The sequence below is a fragment of the Delftia sp. WSY_12 genome (assembly GCF_043104645.1).
Taxonomy (GTDB): Bacteria; Pseudomonadota; Gammaproteobacteria; order Burkholderiales; family Burkholderiaceae_C; genus Comamonas; species Comamonas tsuruhatensis.
Window position 1 is genome coordinate 17,613 of sequence record NZ_JBICKW010000015.1, and the last position, 19,302, is coordinate 36,914.

Consider the following 19,302-nt stretch of genomic DNA (forward strand, 5'->3'; position numbering starts at 1 on the left):
AGGTCTTGCGGATGCCGCAGCCAGCGCGGGTTTGCGCCACTTGGCAAATGCGCCCGGCTTGTCGCAAATCACACGGTATTTGGTGTGAATTTTGATAAGCTCACGCGCACCATGAACCACCCGCCATCAGCCATGACGCCACAGGATGGCTATCATTTTTCAGACCAGATCGGCCACCTGCTGCGGCGTGTCTATCAGCGCCACACTGCACTCTTCCAGCAATACATTCCCGACTCGCAGCTCACGGCTGCGCAATTCGTGGTGCTGTGCTCCGTGCGCGACAACAGCGGCAGCTCACTGGCCGACATCGTCAAGGCCACCGTGATCGACCAGGCCACCATCCGCGGCGTGGTGGACCGGCTCAAGCAGCGCGAACTGGTGCAGGTGGACCATGACCGCATCGACCGCCGCAAGGTCGTCATCAACCTCACCGAGGCCGGCCAGGACCTGGTGCGCGACATGGAGCCCTTCGCCAAGCAGATCACCGAAAGCACCTACGGCAAGCTCAATCCGGCCGAGCGCCTGGCGCTGGATTTTTTGCTCAAGAAGATGCTGGAAGGTGGCGAGGCCGACTGAGCCGTTGCAGCCTCCCCAAAAAAACAAAGGCCAGAAGGACAAATCCTTCTGGCCTTTTTGCTGAGCAGACCTTTCAGTCAGCTCAGGCCGTCATCAATCCAGCGCCCGGTTGCGCGATTCCACATCCACGGCCCAGATCGACAGGGCGCCGCCCACCAGCATGGCAGACAGCACGGCCAGCGCCAGGGTGAAGTGGGTGGCCATGATGGGCGCAATGATGGCCGGGGCGAACAGGCCGCCGAAGCGCGCCACGGCGCCGGCCATGCCCATGCCGCTGGCACGCAGGTCGGTGGGGTAGACCTCGGGGGTGAAGGCATACAGCGCGCCCCAGGTGCCCAGCAGCGAGAAGCTCATCAGCAGGGTGGAGCCGATGACCACGAAGGGCGACGAGCCCAGGCTGTAGAACATGCAGCCGACGGCGCTGAGCAGCAAAAAGCCGATCAGCGTGGGCTTGCGGCCCCAGCGTTCCACGCCATAGGCCGACAGCGCAAAGCCGGGCAGTTGCACCAGGGCCAGCACCACCAGGAAGACCTGGCCGCGCATGAAGGCGAAGCCCTCGCTGCTGAGCTTGACGGGCAGGTAGACGAAGACACCGTAGTAGGCGATGGAGATCAGCGCCCAGGCCAGGAACAGCGAGAGGCTGCGGCGGCGCAGGCCGCCGTTGAACAGCGCGAGGATGGACTTGCGCTCCTGCTTTTCAGGCTGCAGGGCGGGGATGTCCGCCGTGGTGCCGTTGACCTTGGCCACCCGCTGCAGCACCTTGCGCGCTTCCTCGGACTTGCCGTTGCGGTTGAGGAACATGGGCGACTCGGGGATGTAGAAGCGCAGCACCACGCCGATCAGCGCCGGCAGTCCGGTCACGAAGAAGATCACGCGCCAGGCATCGTCACCCCAGGACACGGCCACCAGCGCCAGGATGGCCAGGAAGATGGTGCCCACGGCCCAGAACGATTCCAGCAGCACCAGCCAGCGGCCGCGGCGGTCGCTGGGCAGGAACTCGGCCATCATGGTGTAGTCCACGGGCAGCGTGCCGCCCACGCCGATGCCGGTGATGAAGCGCAGCACCAGCAGCCAGGCGAACTCGGGCGCAAAGGCCGAGGCCACGCCCGCGAAGGCATCGATCACCACGGCCATCATCAGCACCGGGCGGCGCCCGATGCGGTCGGCCAGGCGGCCGAAGACGAAGGCGCCGATCAGCATGCCGATGAAGAAGAAGGTGCCGGTCTGCAGCGCCTCGGGCACGGTCTTGCCGAAGGTCTTGGCAATGGACGGCGCGCTGAAGCCGATGGACAGCACCTGCATGGCGTCGGCCAGCCAGACCAGCCCGAAGATGACGAACAGCCGATATTGGAACTTGCCGACACCCGCTGTCTGGATGCCTTTTTCCACCGAAATGTATGTAGATGACATGCAGGGACTCCTTTTCTAGCCATCGCAATTGTTGAATCTGTCTTTTCCCAGGCAAGGCCGTTCAGCTTGTGTTGCCGTCTCCTGCCGTGCCTTCCACCCTTCACACATCCGGAGCGAACCGCTCCCTCGGCGCCATCTCCATGGCCCGATGAAAAAATTCAGGATGTCGGTCTCTGCATCCGGGCGATGGGCGCATTGCGGACAGGCTGCACATCGACAGCGCCGTCCGTTGTTGCCCATCACCCGTCCCCAGCATCAGATGTCAGGACCCAGGCCCTGGAGAGATTCCAGGGCAAGGTGTCCATATCCGCGGCATCGCCCATGCCGCCGCCCATTGCTGCCCATTGCCGCCCTCAGTGCGCATGCGCCTGTGCCTGCATGCGCAGCCGGTTAATCGTCTTCGTGTCGTCTGGCCAAGCTTTTTCCTCCGGTGCAAATCGTTCGCGCAAATATCCGAGCAGGTCCGCGATCTGCCTGTCGTCCAGGCTGTCCCCGAAGCCGGGCATGTAGCCCAGCGCATCGTCGGCCGGCGCCTGTATGCCGTTCAGGATCACCTGGACCAGGTTGTCGGGGCTGGCCGCATGCAGGTTGGTGTTCAGGGCCAGCTGCGGCTTGACGCCGAACAATGTGGGACCGCTGCCCGCCTCATGGCAGACCGCGCAGGCGTTCTGGTAGATGCGCTCGCCATTGGCGTGGCGGTCCAGGGCCCTGGCAGGTGGCGCAGCAGGCGCCGCCGCCTGCACGGCGGCCGGCGCCGGTGCCGGCATGGCCGGGGCGGCCTGGGCGGCCTGTGGTGCCTGTGGGGCCTGGCCCGGCAATGCCTGTGGGGCCTGGCCCGGCAACTCCATCAGATAGGTGGCCATGGCGCGCACATCGGCTTCGGGCAACTGGGCCAGGCCGTGGATGACGGGCGCCATGGGGCCGGCCGCCACGCCGTGGCGGGCCGAGAAGCCGGTGCGCAGGTACTGGTACAGCTCCTCGCGGCTCCAGGGCAGCTTGCCGCCGGCCAGTTGATTGAGCGCGGGCGCCGTCCAGCCTTCGGCCTCGCCGCCGCCCAGGTAGTGGATGCCGGTCTTTTCGGCACCCAGCGCATTGCGCGGCGAGTGGCAGGCCGCGCAGTGGCCCGCGCCTTCGACCAGGTAGGCGCCCCGGTTCCATTCGGCGCTGCGCGCGGGGTCGGCCTTGAAGGGCGTGGCGTCGTGGAACAGCAGGTTCCAGCCCGCCATGGCCGGGCGCAGGTTGTAGGGGAAGGCCAGCTGCGTCTCGGGCGCCTTGGCCTTCACGGCGGGCTGGGACATCAGGTAGCCGTAGAGGGCCTGCAGGTCGCCATCGCTGAGCTTGGCGAAGGCCGTGTACGGGAAGGCCGGATACAGCTGGCGCCCATCCTGGTGGATGCCGTGGCGCATGGCGCGCTCGAAGGCCGCGTAGGACCAGCGGCCGATGCCGGTTTCGTTGTCGGGCGTGATGTTGGTGGAGTAGATGGTGCCGAACGGCGTCTCCAGCCCGAAGCCGCCGGCATTGGCCGCACCGCCCGGGGCCGTGTGGCAGACCACGCAGTCGCCCGCAGCCGCCACCAGGCGGCCGCGCTCCAGGGCCTGCGGCGAGTACAGGGACACATCGGGCCCGTCGGTCAGCGGCAGGGCCGGCTTCAGCGGCCAGGCCATGGCCGCCATGCCGGCAAGGCCTGCGGCGCCTGCGGCCAGCCAGCCCCAGCCACGGCCGGGCCGCGCCGCACCGGGCTTGCCGGCGCCCTCGCCCGCCAGCGCCAGGCGCAGCTGCTCGGGCTGGAAGGGCACTTCGCGCAGGCGCACGCCTGTCGCATGGTGAATGGCGTTGGCAATGGCGGCGGCGGCGGGCAGCGTGGCCACGCCATCCAGCGCCAGATTGCCCTGGCGGATGACCGCGATATCGCCGGGCGCATGCTGCGCCAGGTCGGAGCCGGGCTTGGCGATCACATCGAAAGAAGCAGCGGAAGCTGTGGCCCCTGCCCAGTCGTCAAAAGCGGGCGCCGTGCCCAGCAGCCGGCGCGCGTCGGCCAGCAATTGCGGGTCCTGCTGGACGATCTCGGGCCGCGTGCTGGCGGCCTGCGCCGCCTGCAGGCTGCGGCTGTCATGGCCGGCCACGACGCGGGTCACTTCGATCTCGCCCGTTTGCGGGTGCACGGCCACCTCGGCCACCCAGGCGCTCCAGGCATGGAGATCGGCGCCCTGCGCGTCCAGGGTCTGCAGCTGGGCGGTGGCAAAGCCCCGGCCCAGCAGGCGGCCATCGGCACCCTGGTGGGACGGTGCCTGCTGCGATGCCTGCGCACGCTCGGCCACCTGCCGGGCCAGATCGCGCACCGGGCCTTCGGGCAGGTGCTGCAGCCGCCATTGCAGCGGGTCACGGCCCTGGTCCAGCGCCTGCTCATGCCAGTGGCTTTCGCGGGCAAAGACCTGGGCGGCATTCAGATCATCGACGCCGGCATGCCGCAGGCTGGCGGCCAGCCTGCGCTCTTGCACTTCGCCGGCATCGAGCACGGTGGCCAGGGCCGCGGCGCGCGCCAGCTCGGGCTGGCTCAACAGGCGCGCCATGCTGGGGCGCACGGCCCAGGGCGTGTCGGACAGCAGCAGGTCTGGCTGCGGCGATGCATTGCCCGGCTGAGGCTGCACCACCGTGTCGGCTTCAAGCCCTTGCGAAGGCTGCGCGTCCACGCGCAGCACCAGCTCCCGGCTGTCTGCGCTGCCCGCAGCAGTCCAGGCCTCGCAGGCCACGCTGACAGGCCGGCCCACGGCCTGGGACAGCAGGGCCGCATCGGCCGCTGCGTCCATGAGATCCAGCACATGCGGGGTGACGGCCGCCGTGGCCGGCAGGCTGAACAGCCGCAGCGCGGACTCGGGGCATTGCAGCAATGCGGCCAGTTCTCGGCCGATCATCTGCCGCACGTCGGCGTCACAGGGCGGCAGCCAGACGCTGGCATGGCCGTCCAGGCACCACACGGCTGCGCGTGCGGCACCCTCGCAAGACGCGGGCACAGCCATGCGCCAGACATAGCGGCCGGCATCGGGCAGGTCGGCCTTGTCAGCCTTGTCGGCCTTGTCGGCTCTGTCGGCAGCACGGGGCGCGCTGGCGGCCCTGGCTTCCTGCCGGTCATCCCAGGCAGGGGCCAGGCCGGCAGCGGCCTGCCGGGCATGGACAGGCGCCACGGCCACCACACCCAGAAAATGCCCGCGCTGCACCGCGGCCACCACGCCAGCCATGGCCTGGGCGTCCTGCAACCGTGCATGCAGGGGCACGCTGCCCCGGTAGCGCAGACCGTCCCAGGCCGCGACGGGCGGGCGCAGCGCCAGGCCGTGCAGCAGGTCGGAAGGCAGGGCGGGAGTGTTGCCGGCCGGGCTCATGGCTGGACCTCGCCCGCGCTGGAAGATGGAAAACCGGAGGGTGCCTGCAGCGCGGCGCGTTGCGCACGCAGCTGCACGGCGCGCAGGGCGGCCTGCATGATTTCCACATGCGTGCCGCAGCGGCACAGGTTGTGGTGCAGCTCGTTGCGCAGCTCCTGCTCGGTGGGATTGGGGTTGCGGCGCAGCAGGGCCTCCACCGTCATGATCATGCCGTTGAGGCAGTAGCCGCACTGGGCCGCCTGGCAGTCGATGAAGGCCTGCTGCGTGGGGCCGGGGCACTGGCGCGAGCCCAGGCCTTCCAGCGTGGTGACCTCGCGGCCCACGGCCGCCCGCACGGGGATCACGCAGGAACGCGCGGCCACGCCATCGATCAGCACCGTGCAGGCGCCGCATTCGCCCAGGCCGCAGCCGTACTTGGGCCCGTTCAGCTCCAGGTCATTGCGCAGCACATGCAGCAGCGCCGTCCCGGGCGCTGCCGGCACCTCGCATGCGCGTGCATTGACCTGCAGGCGGATGGGGCTGGGTGTACTGCTTGGATGGACTGGGGTTCCCATGGGACGAGGCTCTTGCAACTTGGCTGCGGTTCAGGATGTCGGCGTTCTGCGGCCGGACAGGAGGGGGGGATTCCCTCCCCTCGTCCGGCAAGGCAGCGAGTATCAGGCCGCTGCCTTGACCTTGGGCTCGACCAGGGGCACGTTGAACACGTCGTAGCCGAAGCACCAGGACGGATCTTCGTTGGTGCGCAGCCAGGTGTTGTCGTGCGAGATGCGCTGCACCTTGCTGGCGCGCTCGGCACGGTTGGCTTCGTACAGGGCGAAGGCCAGCTCATGGTTGTGCGCGCCGACTTCCTTGAGGCAGCGCGCCAGCATGGCGCCGTCCTCGATGGCCATGGCGGCGCCCTGGGCCATGTGGGGCTTCATGGGGTGGCAGGCATCGCCCAGCAGCACCAGGCGGCCACGGCTCCACAGCGGCAGCGGATCGCGCTCGAGCAGCGACCACTTGGTCACTTCCACGGTGGCGTCGATCAGTGCCTGCACGGTGGGATGCCAGCCCGAGAAGGCCTCGCGCATCTCTTCCTTGCTGCTGGGCAGCCAGCGGTCGTTGAGGTCCCACTTCTCGACGGGCACGCCGGTCACGTAGTACAGCTCGTCGGCCTTGCCGGTGACGAAGTAGGTCATCATGTGGCGGTCATCGCTCCACCACTTCACGCAGGCGTCGAAGGGCAGCATGCCGGCCTTGACCTCGGGCGTGGGGAACACGGCGCGGTGGGCCAGGTAGCCCGCGTACTTGGGCAGCTCCGGGCCCAGGAGTTCCTCGCGGATGCGGGAGTTCACGCCATCGGCGCCGATGACGATGTCGGCCTCCTCGGTCGTGCCGTCGGCAAAGTGCATGACGACCACATTGCCGCGGTCCTCCACCTTGGTCAGGAACTTGCCGTAGGCCATCACGCTGTCGGGCAGGGCCTCGACCAGCAGCGCATGGAAGTCGCCACGGTGCACGGTCAGGTAGCTGGCGCCGTATTCCTTGACGGCGTAGTCGCCCAGCGGGATCTGGGCCAGCACGTCGCCCGTCTGCCAGTGGCGGCTGTACCAGTAGTCGGGATGCGAGCCCTGCTCGTTGAGCGCGTCCTCGATGCCGATGCGGCGCAGGATCTTCATCACATTGGGCCCGACGTGGATGCCGGCTCCCAGGCGCGAGAAGCTGGGCGCCTGCTCATAGACGCGGACATTGAAGCCTTCCTGGAGCAGCAGCTTGGCAGCTGCAGCCCCGCCGAGACCGGCGCCGACAACGGCGATTCGAGGGGATTGAGACACAGTTTTCTCCTTGCAGGAATGTTGAAAGCCAGACGGGGCAACCGTTGCTTCGGCGCGTCCTTGCAGGGTGTAGAGCAGGAAGCGTGCCAGGCAACAAAACACTTAATTCAGGTGTATGCGCTTGAATTTTTCAAATCGACGCATGCACCATAGGGCGGCAGAATAAATTGAATTTCGCCATTTTTGGTGCAATTTCTGCACCAAATCAGTACAAACCCCGAGAAAATTCTCATTTGCAAGGCGGCACGTCTTTTGCAAGAATAAAGCGTACACACTCAGTTGATTCTGATCAGAAACCCTCGAAACTTCGCAAAGGCAAGTCCATGACCAAAACGTTCCGCATCGGCCAGATCGTCCCCAGCTCCAACACCACCATGGAGACCGAGGTGCCGGCCATGCTGCAGGCCCACTCCACGCTGCGCCCGCAGGACCGCTTCACCTTCCACTCCAGCCGCATGCGCATGAAGAAGGTCCAGAAGGAGGAACTGGCCGCCATGGACGCCGAAAGCGACCGCTGCGCGCTGGAGCTGAGCGACGCGCGCGTGGACGTGCTGGGCTATGCCTGCCTGGTGGCCATCATGGCCATGGGCAAGGGCTACCACCGCGTCTCGCAGCAGCGCCTGACCGAGCGCACGGCCAGCAATGGCGCCACCGCCCCGGTGATCACCAGCGCCGGCGCGCTGGTGGAAGCGCTCAAGGTCATGGGCGCCAAGAAGATCGCCCTGGTGGCGCCCTACATGATTCCGCTGACCCAGCTGGTCATGGACTACGTGGCCGCCGAAGGCTTCGAGATCGTGGACTGGCGCGCGCTGGAGATCCCCGACAACCTGGACGTGGGCCGCCACGACCCCGCCAAGCTGCCCGGCATCGTGGCCGGCATGAACTACGCCGACGCCGACGTGATCGTGCTGTCGGCCTGCGTGCAGATGCCCTCGCTGCCGGCCGTGGCCCAGGTCGAGGCCCAGACCGGCAAGCCCGTGCTGACCGCCTCCATCGCCACCACCTATGCCATCCTCAAGGAACTGGGGCTGGACCCCGTGGTGCCGGGCGCGGGCGCGCTGCTGTCGGGCGCCTACCCCTACGACACCGGCACCAGCGCAGCCAAGGCCTGAGGAACACACGCATGACCAGCACCCCCAGCACCCCCAGCACATTCCGCTACGGCGGCAACGTCCATGCCAACGGCATCCGCCAGCACTACCTGCGCTACGGCGGCGCCGAGGGCGAACGCGCGCAGCGCGACGCCGTCATCCTGATCCCCGGCATCACCAGCCCGGCCGTGACCTGGGGCTTCGTGGCCGAGCACCTGGGCCGCCAGTTCGACACCTATGTGCTGGACGTGCGCGGGCGCGGCCTGTCGTCCTCCGGCCCGGGCCTGGACTACAGCCTCGATGCCCAGGCCGCCGACGTGGCCGCCTTCGCCCAGGCCCTGGGCCTGCAGCGCTGGGCGCTGGTCGGCCACTCCATGGGCGGGCGCATCGCCGTGCGCGCCGCGCGCAGCCAGCCGGTGGGGCTCACGCGCCTGGTCATCGTCGATCCGCCGGTCTCCGGCCCCGGCCGCCGCGCCTACCCGGCCGCCCTGCCCTGGTATGTGGACTCCATCCGCCAGGCCACGCTGGGCATGGATGCCGAGGCCATGCGCGCCTTCTGCCCCACCTGGACCGAAGAGCAGCGCCAGCTGCGCGCCCAGTGGCTGCACACCTGCCACGAGCCGGCCATCGTGCAGAGCTTCGAGGACTTCGGCCGTGACGACATCCATGCCGACCTGCCCCGCATCCAGCACCCGCTGCTGCTGGTCACGGCCGAGCGCGGCGACGTGGTGCGCAGCGAGGACGTGGCCGAGTGGCAAGGCCTGGCACCCCAGACCGAGCATGTGCGCGTGCCCAATGCCGGCCACATGATTCCCTGGGACAACGAGGCCGGGTTCTATTCGGCCCTGGGCGATTTCCTCGGCGCGCGGGTGGACTGAATGTCCAACCGCAGCCCACTCCCATCCATCGCGACACCAAGGAGCCGGCCATGTCCGTCAGCGATATCGATCTGATCCACGCCTGGAAGCAGGTGCTCACGCTGTCCCGGCTCGAAGCCGGCCAGACCGTCACCGTGCTCACGGGCGCCGACACGCACCCGCAGACGCTGCGCTGCGCCATTGCCGCCTCCAGCGAAATGGGTGCGCGCGTCAACCGCCTGGACCTGCCGCCCGTCAATGCCGAAAAATCACTGAGCCGCGACTCGCTGGCCTACCTGGGCACGACGCCGCTGACCGGCAACCCCGCCGCCATCGCCGCGCTCAAGGCCAGCGACCTGGTGCTGGACCTGATGACGCTGCTGTTCTCGCCCGAGCAGCACGAGATCCTGCAGACCGGCACCAAGATCCTGCTGGCCGTGGAGCCGCCCGAGGTGCTGTGCCGCCTGGTGCCCACCGAGGGCGACCGCACGCGCGTGCAGGCCGCGGCAAAGCGGATCGAGGCGGCCGGGCAGATGCACATCACCTCGGCCGCGGGCACCGACCTGCGCTGCCGCCTGGGCAGCTTCCCGGCCATCTGCGAATACGGCTTCGTGGACCAGCCCGGCCGCTGGGATCACTGGCCCAGCGGCTTCGTGCTGACCTGGCCCGACGAGGGCGAGAGCAACGGCCGCGTGGTGCTGGACCGGGGCGACATCCTGCTGCCCATGAAGGACTACGTGACCGAGCCCATCGAACTCGTCATCGAAAAGGGCTACGTCACGCGCATCAGCGGCGGCCTGCAGGCCGACATCCTCAAGGAGTACATGGCCTCCTACGAGGACCCCGAGGCCTATGCCGTCTCCCACATCGGCTGGGGGCTGCAGCCGCGCGCCCACTGGTCCATGCTGGCCCACTACAACAAGGAAACCCACATCGGCATGGACGCCCGTGCCTTCGAGGGCAACTTCCTGTGGTCCATGGGCCCCAACAACGAGGCCGGGGGCAGCCGCACCACGGCCTGCCACATCGACATCCCCATGCGCCACTGCTCGGTGGCGCTGGATGGCAAGCCCACGGTCATCAACGGCGTGGTGCAGGACGAGGAAGGACTGGCGCGCGCCGCCAAAAGGTCCAAGCAAGGAAAGGACATCGCATGACAACCGCCACCACCAGCACGCAGAGCGTTCCCACCGAGGGCGTGCAGGGCGACATCTCTGCCTACGCACGCCAGGGCTTCGGCACACCGCTGCCGCTCAAGGCCCCGTTCGGCCTGCTCATCATCGACTTCGTCAACGGCTTTGCCGACCCGGCCGTCTTCGGCGGCGGCAACATCCCCGAAGCCATCGCGCAGACGCAGCACCTGCTGGCCCATGCGCGCGAGCGCGGCTGGCCCGTGGCGCACAGCCGCATCGTGTTCTCGGACGACGATGCCGACCACAACATCTTCTGCCTGAAGGTGCCCGGCATGCTGACCCTGAAGGAAGACAGCCCCCACAGCGCCATCGTGCCCCAGCTGGCCCCGGCCGCTGGCGAATACGTGGTGCGCAAGAGCACGCCCTCGGCCTTCTTCGGCACCATGCTCGCACCCTGGCTGGCCCAGCGCGGCGTGCAGACCCTGCTGGTGGCCGGCTGCGTGACCAGCGGCTGCGTGCGCGCCAGCGTGGTCGATGCCATGCAGTCGGGCTTTCGCCCGCTGGTGGTGGCCGACTGCTGCGGCGACCGCGCCCTGGGCCCGCACGAGGCCAACCTGTTCGACATGGCCCAGAAGTACGCGGCCGTGATGCCGCTGGGCCAGGCCATCGCCGACACCGACGCCCTCGCCGCAGGTTGATCCCACCGCGCCAACGCGCCTATGGGGCCGGCCCTGCGCAGCCGGCCCCGGAGTGCATAACATGCACAGGGCACGCCTGAAGGCGTGCCCGCGAAGAACACCGCCCCATGAACCTGCCCCAGCCCCAAGCCCTGCACGCACAGCTGCTCACGCGCGCCGACACCCTGCTCGTGGTGCGCCAGCCCGTGGCGCCGCCGCGCCCTGCGCCCGGCCAGCCCGGCACGGCCACCGACTATGTGCAATCCACGCCCGAGGTCTTCGTGGCCGTGCTGGCCGACGAAGCCGCGCCCCAGGGCTGGCGCGCCCTGGCCTTCAACGGCCATGTGGACCTGGGCACGGGCATACGCACGGCCCTGGCGCAGATCGTGGCGGAAGAACTCGAAGTGCCTCTGGAGCGCCTGGACATGGTGCTGGGCCACACGGCCGCCGCACCCAACCAGGGCCCGACCATTGCCAGCGCCAGCATCCAGATCTCGGCCGTGCCGCTGCGCCGCGCCGCCGCCCAGGCGCGCGAGCAACTGCTGGCACTGGCCGCGCAGCAATGGAGCGTGGCGGCAGACCGGCTCCAGGCGCGCGAAGGCCTGGTGCGCTTTGCCGATGGCAGCGATGCCCGCGAACTCGGCTATGGCGATCTGCTGCGCGGCCAGCAGCTGCAGCTGACGCTGGCCCCGCCCGATCAGGAGGTGAAGCTCAAGCCCGCCAGCGAATACCGGCTCGTCGGCCGTGGCGCGGCGCGCGTGGACATCCCCGCCAAGGCCACGGGCGAGCTGAGCTTTGTGCACGATGTGCGCGTGCCCGGCATGCGCCATGGCCGCGTCATCCGCCCTCCGCACCCGGGCCGCGACGGCGGCAGCTTCATCGGCCGCTGCCTGGTGGCGGTGGAGCGCGACTCCGTGGCCCACCTGCCCGGCAACGTGCAGGTGGTCACCGAAGGCGACTTCGTCGGCGTGGTCGCCGACCGCGAGGAACAGGCCATTGCCGCCATGCGCGCGCTGCGCGTGCAATGGCAGGCCGTGCCGCCGGCGCCTGACTTATCCGATCTGGCTGCGGCGATACGCGCCAATCCCGCCCAGCACCGCTCGCTGGTGGACCAGGGCACTGTGGACGATGCCTTCGCGGGCGTCGGCACGGGTGCGGCCACCGAACTGCGCCGCAGCTACGTCTGGCCCTACCAGATGCATGCCTCCATCGGCCCGTCCTGCGCCGTGGCCGATTTCAGCGGGGGCCGTCTCAAGCTCTGGGCCGGCACGCAGAACCCCCACATGCTGCGCACCGACCTGGACCGCCTGCTGCAACTGGGCGAGGACCGCATCGAGATCGTGCGCCTGGAGGCGGCCGGCTGCTACGGCCGCAACTGCGCCGACGATGTCTGCGCCGACGCCGCCCTGCTGTCCATGGCCGTGGGCGCGCCCGTGCGCGTACAGCTCACGCGCGAGCAGGAACACCAGTGGGAGCCCAAGGGCACGGCCCAGCTCATGGACGTGAGCGCGGCCATCGATGCCCGGGGCGAACTGCTGGCCTACGACTTTGCCGTGCGCTACCCCTCCAACGACGCGCCGCTGCTGGCCCTGCTGCTCACCGGCCGCATCCCGGGCGAGCCGCGCACGCTGGAGATGGGCGACCGCACCGCCGTGCCGCCCTACCGCTACGCCAGCCAGCGCATCACCTGCCATGACATGGCGCCTATCGTGCGCTCATCCTGGCTGCGCGGCGTCTCGGCCCTGCCCAATTCCTTTGCCCACGATTGCATGATCGACGAGCTGGCCCATGCGGCCGGCGCCGACCCCGTGGACTACCGTGTTCGTCACCTTGATGACCCGCGCGCCGTCGAGCTGATCGAGGCCACGGCCCGCCACGCGGGCTGGCAGCAAAACCAGCCGGGAAGCCGGGGCCGCCCCGGCGCCGACGGTCTGCTGCACGGGCGCGGCGTGGCCTATGCGCGCTACATCCACAGCCGCTTTCCCGGCTTCGGCGCGGCCTGGGCCGCCTGGGTCATCGACATCGACGTAGACCCCGCCAGCGGCCGCATCACCGTGCGGCGCCTGGTCGTGGGCCAGGACACGGGAATGATGGTCAACCCCGACGGCGTGCGCCACCAGATCCACGGCAACGTCATCCAGACCCTGAGCCGCAGCCTGATGGAGAAGGTCGCCTTCAACGAGCAAGGCGTGGCCAGCCGCGAATGGGGCAGCTACCCCATCATCGGCTTCCGCGACCTGCCCCCCATCGAAGTGGTGCTGATGCCGCGCCAGGACGAGCCCCCCATGGGCGCTGGCGAATCGGCCTCGGTCCCCGGCCCGGCCGCGCTGGCCAATGCGCTGTTCGACGCCACCGGCCGGCGCTTCTACGCCGCGCCCTTCACGCCCGACGTGGTGCGCGCCGCACTGAATGCCGCGCTGAACGCCACGCCAGAGACTGCGCTGGCAGGCCAGCGGGCACAGCCGGCCTAAACCGTCCAGGCCCTCACAGGCCCGCCAGTTTCCTGGCGTCATCCAGGTCTGGGTGGTCGAACGCCAGGGCAAACTCATCGAGTTCCTGCGCGGTCATTCCAACCTCTGCAGACAGGCCCAGCACGCGCCACTGCAACACAGCCTCGACAACCTGGCGCACGATCTCCAGCGACTGGTCGCGGCTCAGTGAAAATTGCGAGGCCTGGCCCATCAACTGCGCCATGCTGGTGATAGGGCCTGTGTCTTCGCTCAACCATGTCTTGGACTCACGGTTCTTTTCCGGCATGGGATTGATGTCGAATGCCGGGGAAAGCTGCCATTGGTTGTCCCCTACATAGAGGAACCCCAGGTTTTGCAGATGGTCATCGACATTGGTGATGAGGTGATGGAACACCAGGCGCCGCCATAGCTGCCGCGCGTCATCCACGTAGTTCGCGCTCAGCCCTTTCATCTGCGCGAGCACCTCGGTGTACGCGTGTTCATGCTGCCGACTCGCCTGCAGCAGTGTGGCGCCGGATATGTAGGGAATGCGCGTATCCCCGGGCCCACGGTCGAAACGGCGGATGACCGCCACAGGTGTGCCTTGCACGGCAACCACATGGGCTTGTGCAGCATCAATGCCGGCCAGGCGTGCCAGTTTCAACGCCAGGACTTCGGCTCGCGTCACATTGCGATCGTCCTGAACGCTGGGGAATTTCCCCAACGCCAAATGCCCCTTTTCATCAAGGATGCTGCACTTCGGGCGCATGCCTCCCAGCGAGGTCGCCTTGCCCCGCAGGTAGGCCAGATCCTGGGCCGACTCCCTGCCGAGCTCCACGGCCCTCGAGGAGGCGAGCATTTTCTCCAGTTCCAGCATCGGAGGCGTCGCAGTCTGCCCTGCGCGTACGGACTCCAGATAGACGCCTTGCGCACTGCGCAACCTCAGGGCGCCCATCCGGCTGAAGTCATCGACGGCGCAAAGGTAGTCGAGTTCGGTCAGTGCCCCAAGAGCCGGGTCCTTCTCCCGCCGCTTGGCATGCGCACGGGCAATGACACGCCGCCCCCAGGCATCCGGCTCCGTGTCTCCCAGCGCAAGGAAGAACAAGGAGTCCTCCCGGGTCTCTGGTTTGCGCGTCTGGTAGATCGGCGTGAGCGCGAGATCGGGGGAGACGTTGAACGCATCCTTGTGACCCAGCCAGTCCTGGAAGTAGGTGAACTGGGTGAACATGCGCATGCCGTTGCGCACGAATACCAGCCTGCCCACGGCCGTGCCCGCCTTGCCCAGGCACACGTCCAGTTCCGACTTCATGTTGTGGACCATTCCAGCGGAGCGCGTCACCATGTCGCATTCGCCCTTCAGAACGCCTTGGGTGCCTTGCGGCGTTTGCTGTAGATGCGCGCAGGCAGTTGCGCATCCATCAGTGCCAATCCGACGGAGTCGGTCGGGGTGTCCAGGAGCAGGCGCAATTTCTCCAACTCACCGAAGACCTGCAGGGCACTTGCCAGATAGGAAAGCGCAATTCCGGGGTGGCCATCTTCCAGGCGGCGCACGGTGCTGACCGAAACGCCCATGCGGGATGCCAGATCGGCCTGCGACAGCCCCCGCCGCCGCCGCGCCAGTTCAATGCTCTGGCCCAGTGCCTTGATGGCCCGATCAACGGGAAGATTGGTTGCAGTTGCCATCAAAATATTCTCATACGAGTGCTTGCGGCATGCAAGCGCTCTGATATGAATGATATTACGGCCTTTGAACGATGCTTGCCTGTGCCGGAAGAAACCCAACAGACAGCACTCCCGGTCGCTGCTTCCAGCGAAGGGCGCTCAACCCGCCAGCGCCCCCGCATGCCGCAGGCACTGCGCACGCCAACCGGCGTCGTCCTGCAGTTGCAGCGCCGCCTGCAGCGCGCGCGTGGGCGCCACGCCCTGCTGGGCCATGAAGCCTATGGGCGTGACCAGCTCGGGCGAGCGCAGCGGCCGGGCCACCAGGCCCGGCATGTGGCGCACCGTGGCCACCATGGCGCCCGGCAGCACGGTGGTCATGCCATCCGTTCCTTGCGCCACGGCCATCACCAGGGTCAGCACGGAGTTGGTTTCCATGGCGGGCTGCACGGCCATGTCCACGGCGGCGAAGGCCTCGTCGATCACCGTGCGGTTGTGCATGTCGGGCGTGAGCAGGCACAGCGGCATGCCGGCCACTTCGCGCCAGGCGATGTCGGCGCCAAAGGCAAAGGGCCGGCCCTCGCCCTGCCCATTGCGGCACTCGCGGCACAGCAGGTAGTAATGCTCCTCGTACTGATGCCAGGACTGCAGGCGCGGGCCGCGCGGCGGCATGCGCGCGCTGTAGCCCAGGGCCAGGTCCAGCGATAGGTCTTCGAGCCCGCTCTCGATCTCGGCCGAGCTCATGGACAGCACCACGGGCGTGATGCCCGGATGGTGCTCGCGCAGCAGGGCCGCAAATCGCGTGAGCATGGGCATGGCCGTGGGCACGGCCGCCATGCGCAGCTGCCCGCGCAGCGCGCCGGCGGCGGCGCTCAGTTCCTGGCGCAGGCCTTCCTCGGCCCGCAGCATGGCCAGGGCCGTGGCCAGCACCTGATCGCCCTCGGGCGTGAAGCCCGCGAACGAGCGGCCCCGGCGCACGATGACCGTGCCGAACTCCTCCTCCAGCGCGCGCAGCGCATTGGACAGCGCCGGCTGGGTGATGTGGCATGCCAGCGCCGCGCGGCCGAAATGGCGGTGCTCGTTGAGCGCCGCCAGATACCGCATCGAGGTCAGCAGGTTCATGCCGGCAGCGCCAGAAGGGTCAGGTTCCCTGGCTCACCGTGATGGTGGGGAACTTGCTCGTGAAATCGCGTGCCTTGAGCGCCACCTTCACGGCCAGGTCGCGCGCCACCTTCTTGTAGATCTGCGCGGCTTCGCTGTCGGGCTCGGCCACCACGGTGGGCTTGCCGCTGTCGGCCTGCAGGCGGATCTGCAGCGACAGGGGCAGGGCGCCCAGGTAGTCGATGCCGTACTCGGCCGCCATCTGCTTGCCGCCCTCGGCGCCGAAAATGTGCTCCACATGGCCGCAGTTGGTGCAGACGTGGGCCGCCATGTTCTCGACCAGGCCCAGGATGGGCACGCCCACCTTCTCGAACATCTTCACGCCCTTCTTGGCGTCGATCAGCGCGATGTCCTGGGGCGTGGTGACGACCACGGCGCCCGTCATGGGCACGCGCTGGGCCAGCGTCAGCTGGATGTCGCCGGTGCCGGGCGGCATGTCCACCAGCAGGTAGTCCAGATCCTTCCAGTTGGTCTGGCGCAGCATCTGCTCCAGCGCCTGCGTGGCCATGGGGCCGCGCCAGATCATGGCCTGGTCGTTGTTGACCAGGAAGCCGATGGACATGACCTGCACGCCATGGCTTTCCATGGGCTCCATGGTCTTGCCGTCGGGGCTTTCGGGACGGCCGGAGATGCCCATCATCATGGGCTGGCTGGGGCCGTAGATGTCGGCGTCCAGGATGCCCACGCGCGCGCCCTCGGCGGCCAGCGCCAGCGCCAGGTTGGCCGTGGTCGTGCTCTTGCCCACGCCGCCCTTGCCGGACGAGATGGCGATGATGTTCTTGACGCCCGGCAGCAACTGCACGCCGCGCTGCACCGCATGCGCGGCGACCTTGGACGTGATGTTGACCGAGACATTGCCCACGCCCTCGACGGTCTTGGCCGCCGCGACGAACTGGCCGCGCAGCGCCGGCACCAGGCTTTGCGCCGGATAGCCCATCTCCACGTCGAAGGCCACGTCGGCCCCCGTGACCTGCAGGTTGCGCAGGGCGCGGGTGCTCACATAGTCCTTGCCGGTGTGGGGGTCGAGCACGCTGGAGAGCGCGGCCAAGAGCGCTTGTTCTGTGACTGCCATTGCTTTGATTACTCCTAGAGCCGGATAGTCTATCCAAGGCACCATCCCCTCGCTCACGCGAGACAATGCGGGCCTTGCTGCCTTTGTGGCCCCTGTTCCCGCCTTTTTCCGCGAAAGATCCGCCCCGTGAAATTCAAGATGGCCCACAACTCCCTGTTCGCGATCCTGCTGCGCTCGCGCTGGTGGATCAGCATCGCGCTGGCCGCGCTGGTGACCCTGGTGTCCACGGCGCTGCTGCCCAAGGACATCGCGCCGTTCGCCGCCATCACCGCCCTGCCCTTCTTCGGCATAGGCTGCGTTGCCGCCTGGCGCCAGCTGCGCGCGCCCAGCCCCGCCAAGGTGGAGCAGGCTCTGGAGATCGCCGCCCAGCAAAGCTGGCGCGAGTTCGCCGATCGGCTCGATCGCGCCTGGCAGGCCGAGGGCTACACCGTGACCCGCCTGTCCGACAAGGACGGCGCCGACTTCGTGCTGGAACGCGAAGGCCGCACCACCGTGGCCAGCGCCAAGCGCTGGAAGGCCGGCGTGCACGGCATGGAGCCGCTGCGCGCCCTGCTGGCCGCAGGCCAGGCGCGCGATGCGGCCACGGTCTGCTACCTGTCGCTGCAGCCGCCGGCCGAAAATGCAGCCGCCTGGGCCAAGCAGCAGGGCATCGCCCTGATCTCCGGCAAGGACCTGGGCTCCCTGCTGGCCAAGGCCTGATCCCTTCGGGGTCATCCCCCGATCTGATGACGGCCGGCGCGCGGCACACTCCAGGCATGCCCGATGCCGCGCCCTCACCCGACTCCAGCCTCCCTCCTCCCAGCACCGGACTGCTGCTCAGCGGCGGCGGCGCCCGCGCCGCCTACCAGGCCGGCGTGCTGGAGGCCATTGCCGAGATACGCCGCGCCTGCGGCCAGCAGCATGGCCCCAATCCCTTTCCCATCCTGGTCGGCACCTCGGCCGGCGCCATCAACGCGGCGGCCCTGGCCTGCGGCAGCGACCATTTCGACCGGGCCGTGCGCCGCATGTCGCGCATCTGGCGCAACCTGCGGCCCGAGGACATCTACCTGTCCGACTCGCTGAGCGTGCTGCGCAGCGGCGCGCGCTGGCTGACCCTGCTGTCGCTGGGCTGGGCCCTGGCGCGCTGGGGCCGCATGCGCCCGCGCTCGCTGCTGGACAACCAGCCGCTGGGCCGGCTGCTGTCGCGCGGCCTGGTTCCGCTGGAGCGCCTGCCGCAATTGATCGCGGACGGCCACCTGCGCGCGCTGGCGGTGTCCGCCTCCAGCTACACCACCAGCGAGCACGTGACCTTCTGCCAGGCGCAGGACCAGCTCCAGCCCTGGGTGCGCAACCAGCGCAAGGCCGCAGCCGCCCAGATCACGCACGCGCACCTGCTGGCCTCCTCGGCCATCCCCTTCATCTTTCCGGCCACGCCGCTGCCGCTGGACGGCGCCACCGAATACTTCGGCGACGGCTCCATGCGCCAGACCGCGCCGCTGGCGCCCGCCATCCACCTGGGCGCAGAGCGCATCCTCGTCGTGGGCGCGGGCCGGCGCACCGAGCCGCCGGCCAGGCCGCCGCCGGAAGGCGCAAGCTACCCGTCGCTGGCCCACATCGCGGGCCACACGCTGTCGAGCATCTTCCTGGACGCCCTGTCCCTGGACGTGGAGCGCGCCGAGCGCATCAACCAGACCCTGGCCCTGATCCCGCCCGCCGACCGCGAACGCAGCCGGCTGCGCCCGCTGCAGTTGCTGGTCATCTCGCCCTCCGAACGCATAGACGCCATCGCCGCGCGCCATGTGGGCCAGCTGCCGCTGCCCATGCGCACCCTGCTGGGTGCCCTGGGCGTGCGCCAGGACGCCAGCGACCCGCGCGGCGCCGCCCTGGCCAGCTACCTGTTGTTCGAGCGCAGCTTCACCCGCGAACTCATGGCCCTGGGCCGGCGCGACGCGCTGGCGCGGCGCAGCGATATCGAGCAGTTCCTGGGCTGGCAGCGCCCGCTGGTCGCCAGCTGACGCCTGCAGCCAACAGGCCTGGCGCAGCGAA

At 68.6% G+C, this 19,302-nt stretch carries 16 protein-coding genes; 8 read left to right on the top strand and 8 right to left on the bottom strand.

What is annotated here, in order from left to right; genetic code table 11:
- Positions 1–132 precede the first annotated feature (132 nt).
- On the top strand, positions 133–576 hold the full coding sequence (locus tag ACF8LI_RS08530; RefSeq protein WP_016449026.1) for a MarR family winged helix-turn-helix transcriptional regulator: 444 nt from the start codon (positions 133–135) through the stop codon (positions 574–576).
- Positions 577–669: 93 nt separating this feature from the next.
- Here the strand turns inward: ACF8LI_RS08530 and ACF8LI_RS08535 are convergent, their stop codons facing one another.
- From ACF8LI_RS08535 to ACF8LI_RS08550, 4 genes are all read right to left on the bottom strand, one after another.
- The gene (locus ACF8LI_RS08535; RefSeq protein WP_026062635.1) at positions 670–1,986 is read right to left on the bottom strand and encodes an MFS transporter; all 1,317 of its coding nucleotides are present in this window, start codon (positions 1,984–1,986) and stop codon (positions 670–672) included.
- 353 nt (positions 1,987–2,339) lie between these two features.
- A complete protein-coding gene (locus ACF8LI_RS08540) occupies positions 2,340–5,363 on the bottom strand; it encodes a c-type cytochrome (protein ID WP_392412376.1) in 3,024 nt (1,007 codons plus the stop codon).
- The gene (locus tag ACF8LI_RS08545; protein ID WP_012203779.1) at positions 5,360–5,917 is read right to left on the bottom strand and encodes a (2Fe-2S)-binding protein; all 558 of its coding nucleotides are present in this window, start codon (positions 5,915–5,917) and stop codon (positions 5,360–5,362) included. The genes ACF8LI_RS08540 and ACF8LI_RS08545 overlap by 4 nt, the downstream gene beginning before the upstream one ends.
- 102 nt (positions 5,918–6,019) lie before the next feature.
- Positions 6,020–7,177, bottom strand: coding sequence for an FAD-dependent monooxygenase (locus ACF8LI_RS08550; protein ID WP_016449030.1), 1,158 nt, complete (start codon positions 7,175–7,177; stop codon positions 6,020–6,022).
- A gap of 323 nt (positions 7,178–7,500) precedes the next feature.
- Between ACF8LI_RS08550 and ACF8LI_RS08555 the strand changes: the two genes are divergently transcribed.
- The 5 genes from ACF8LI_RS08555 (at position 7,501) to ACF8LI_RS08575 (ending at position 13,406) form a co-directional block, all read left to right on the top strand.
- The gene (locus tag ACF8LI_RS08555; protein WP_012203777.1) at positions 7,501–8,289 is read left to right on the top strand and encodes an Asp/Glu racemase; all 789 of its coding nucleotides are present in this window, start codon (positions 7,501–7,503) and stop codon (positions 8,287–8,289) included.
- An 11-nt stretch (positions 8,290–8,300) separates the two neighbouring features.
- Positions 8,301–9,146 carry an alpha/beta fold hydrolase gene (locus tag ACF8LI_RS08560; protein WP_392412377.1) on the top strand — a complete coding sequence of 282 codons (846 nt, stop codon included), beginning with the start codon at positions 8,301–8,303 and terminating at the stop codon, positions 9,144–9,146.
- A gap of 50 nt (positions 9,147–9,196) precedes the next feature.
- Positions 9,197–10,282 carry a 2,5-dihydroxypyridine 5,6-dioxygenase gene (locus tag ACF8LI_RS08565; protein ID WP_392412378.1) on the top strand — a complete coding sequence of 362 codons (1,086 nt, stop codon included), beginning with the start codon at positions 9,197–9,199 and terminating at the stop codon, positions 10,280–10,282.
- A complete protein-coding gene (locus ACF8LI_RS08570) occupies positions 10,279–10,956 on the top strand; it encodes an N-carbamoylsarcosine amidohydrolase (protein WP_047474629.1) in 678 nt (225 codons plus the stop codon). The genes ACF8LI_RS08565 and ACF8LI_RS08570 overlap by 4 nt, the downstream gene beginning before the upstream one ends.
- A 107-nt stretch (positions 10,957–11,063) precedes the next feature.
- Complete coding sequence (locus ACF8LI_RS08575) at positions 11,064–13,406, top strand: molybdopterin cofactor-binding domain-containing protein (protein ID WP_392412379.1); 2,343 nt, start codon at positions 11,064–11,066, stop codon at positions 13,404–13,406.
- A 13-nt stretch (positions 13,407–13,419) separates the two neighbouring features.
- Here the strand turns inward: ACF8LI_RS08575 and ACF8LI_RS08580 are convergent, their stop codons facing one another.
- From ACF8LI_RS08580 to apbC, 4 genes are all read right to left on the bottom strand, one after another.
- On the bottom strand, positions 13,420–14,694 hold the full coding sequence (locus ACF8LI_RS08580) for a type II toxin-antitoxin system HipA family toxin (protein WP_392412380.1): 1,275 nt from the start codon (positions 14,692–14,694) through the stop codon (positions 13,420–13,422).
- A gap of 47 nt (positions 14,695–14,741) precedes the next feature.
- The gene (locus tag ACF8LI_RS08585) at positions 14,742–15,068 is read right to left on the bottom strand and encodes a helix-turn-helix transcriptional regulator (protein WP_013803898.1); all 327 of its coding nucleotides are present in this window, start codon (positions 15,066–15,068) and stop codon (positions 14,742–14,744) included.
- 138 nt (positions 15,069–15,206) lie between these two features.
- Positions 15,207–16,166 (bottom strand): LysR family transcriptional regulator, encoded by a 960-nt coding sequence (locus ACF8LI_RS08590; protein WP_392412381.1) that lies wholly within the window; start codon positions 16,164–16,166, stop codon positions 15,207–15,209.
- A 19-nt stretch (positions 16,167–16,185) separates the two neighbouring features.
- Complete coding sequence (gene apbC, locus ACF8LI_RS08595; protein ID WP_012203771.1) at positions 16,186–17,277, bottom strand: iron-sulfur cluster carrier protein ApbC; 1,092 nt, start codon at positions 17,275–17,277, stop codon at positions 16,186–16,188.
- Between the two features lie 138 nt (positions 17,278–17,415).
- Between apbC and ACF8LI_RS08600 the strand changes: the two genes are divergently transcribed.
- Positions 17,416–17,976: a restriction endonuclease gene (locus ACF8LI_RS08600; RefSeq protein WP_034398227.1), complete on the top strand. Its 561-nt coding sequence runs from the start codon at positions 17,416–17,418 to the stop codon at positions 17,974–17,976.
- A 56-nt stretch (positions 17,977–18,032) separates the two neighbouring features.
- Positions 18,033–19,271: a patatin-like phospholipase family protein gene (locus ACF8LI_RS08605; RefSeq protein WP_012203769.1), complete on the top strand. Its 1,239-nt coding sequence runs from the start codon at positions 18,033–18,035 to the stop codon at positions 19,269–19,271.
- The last annotated feature ends 31 nt before the right edge of the window (positions 19,272–19,302 follow it).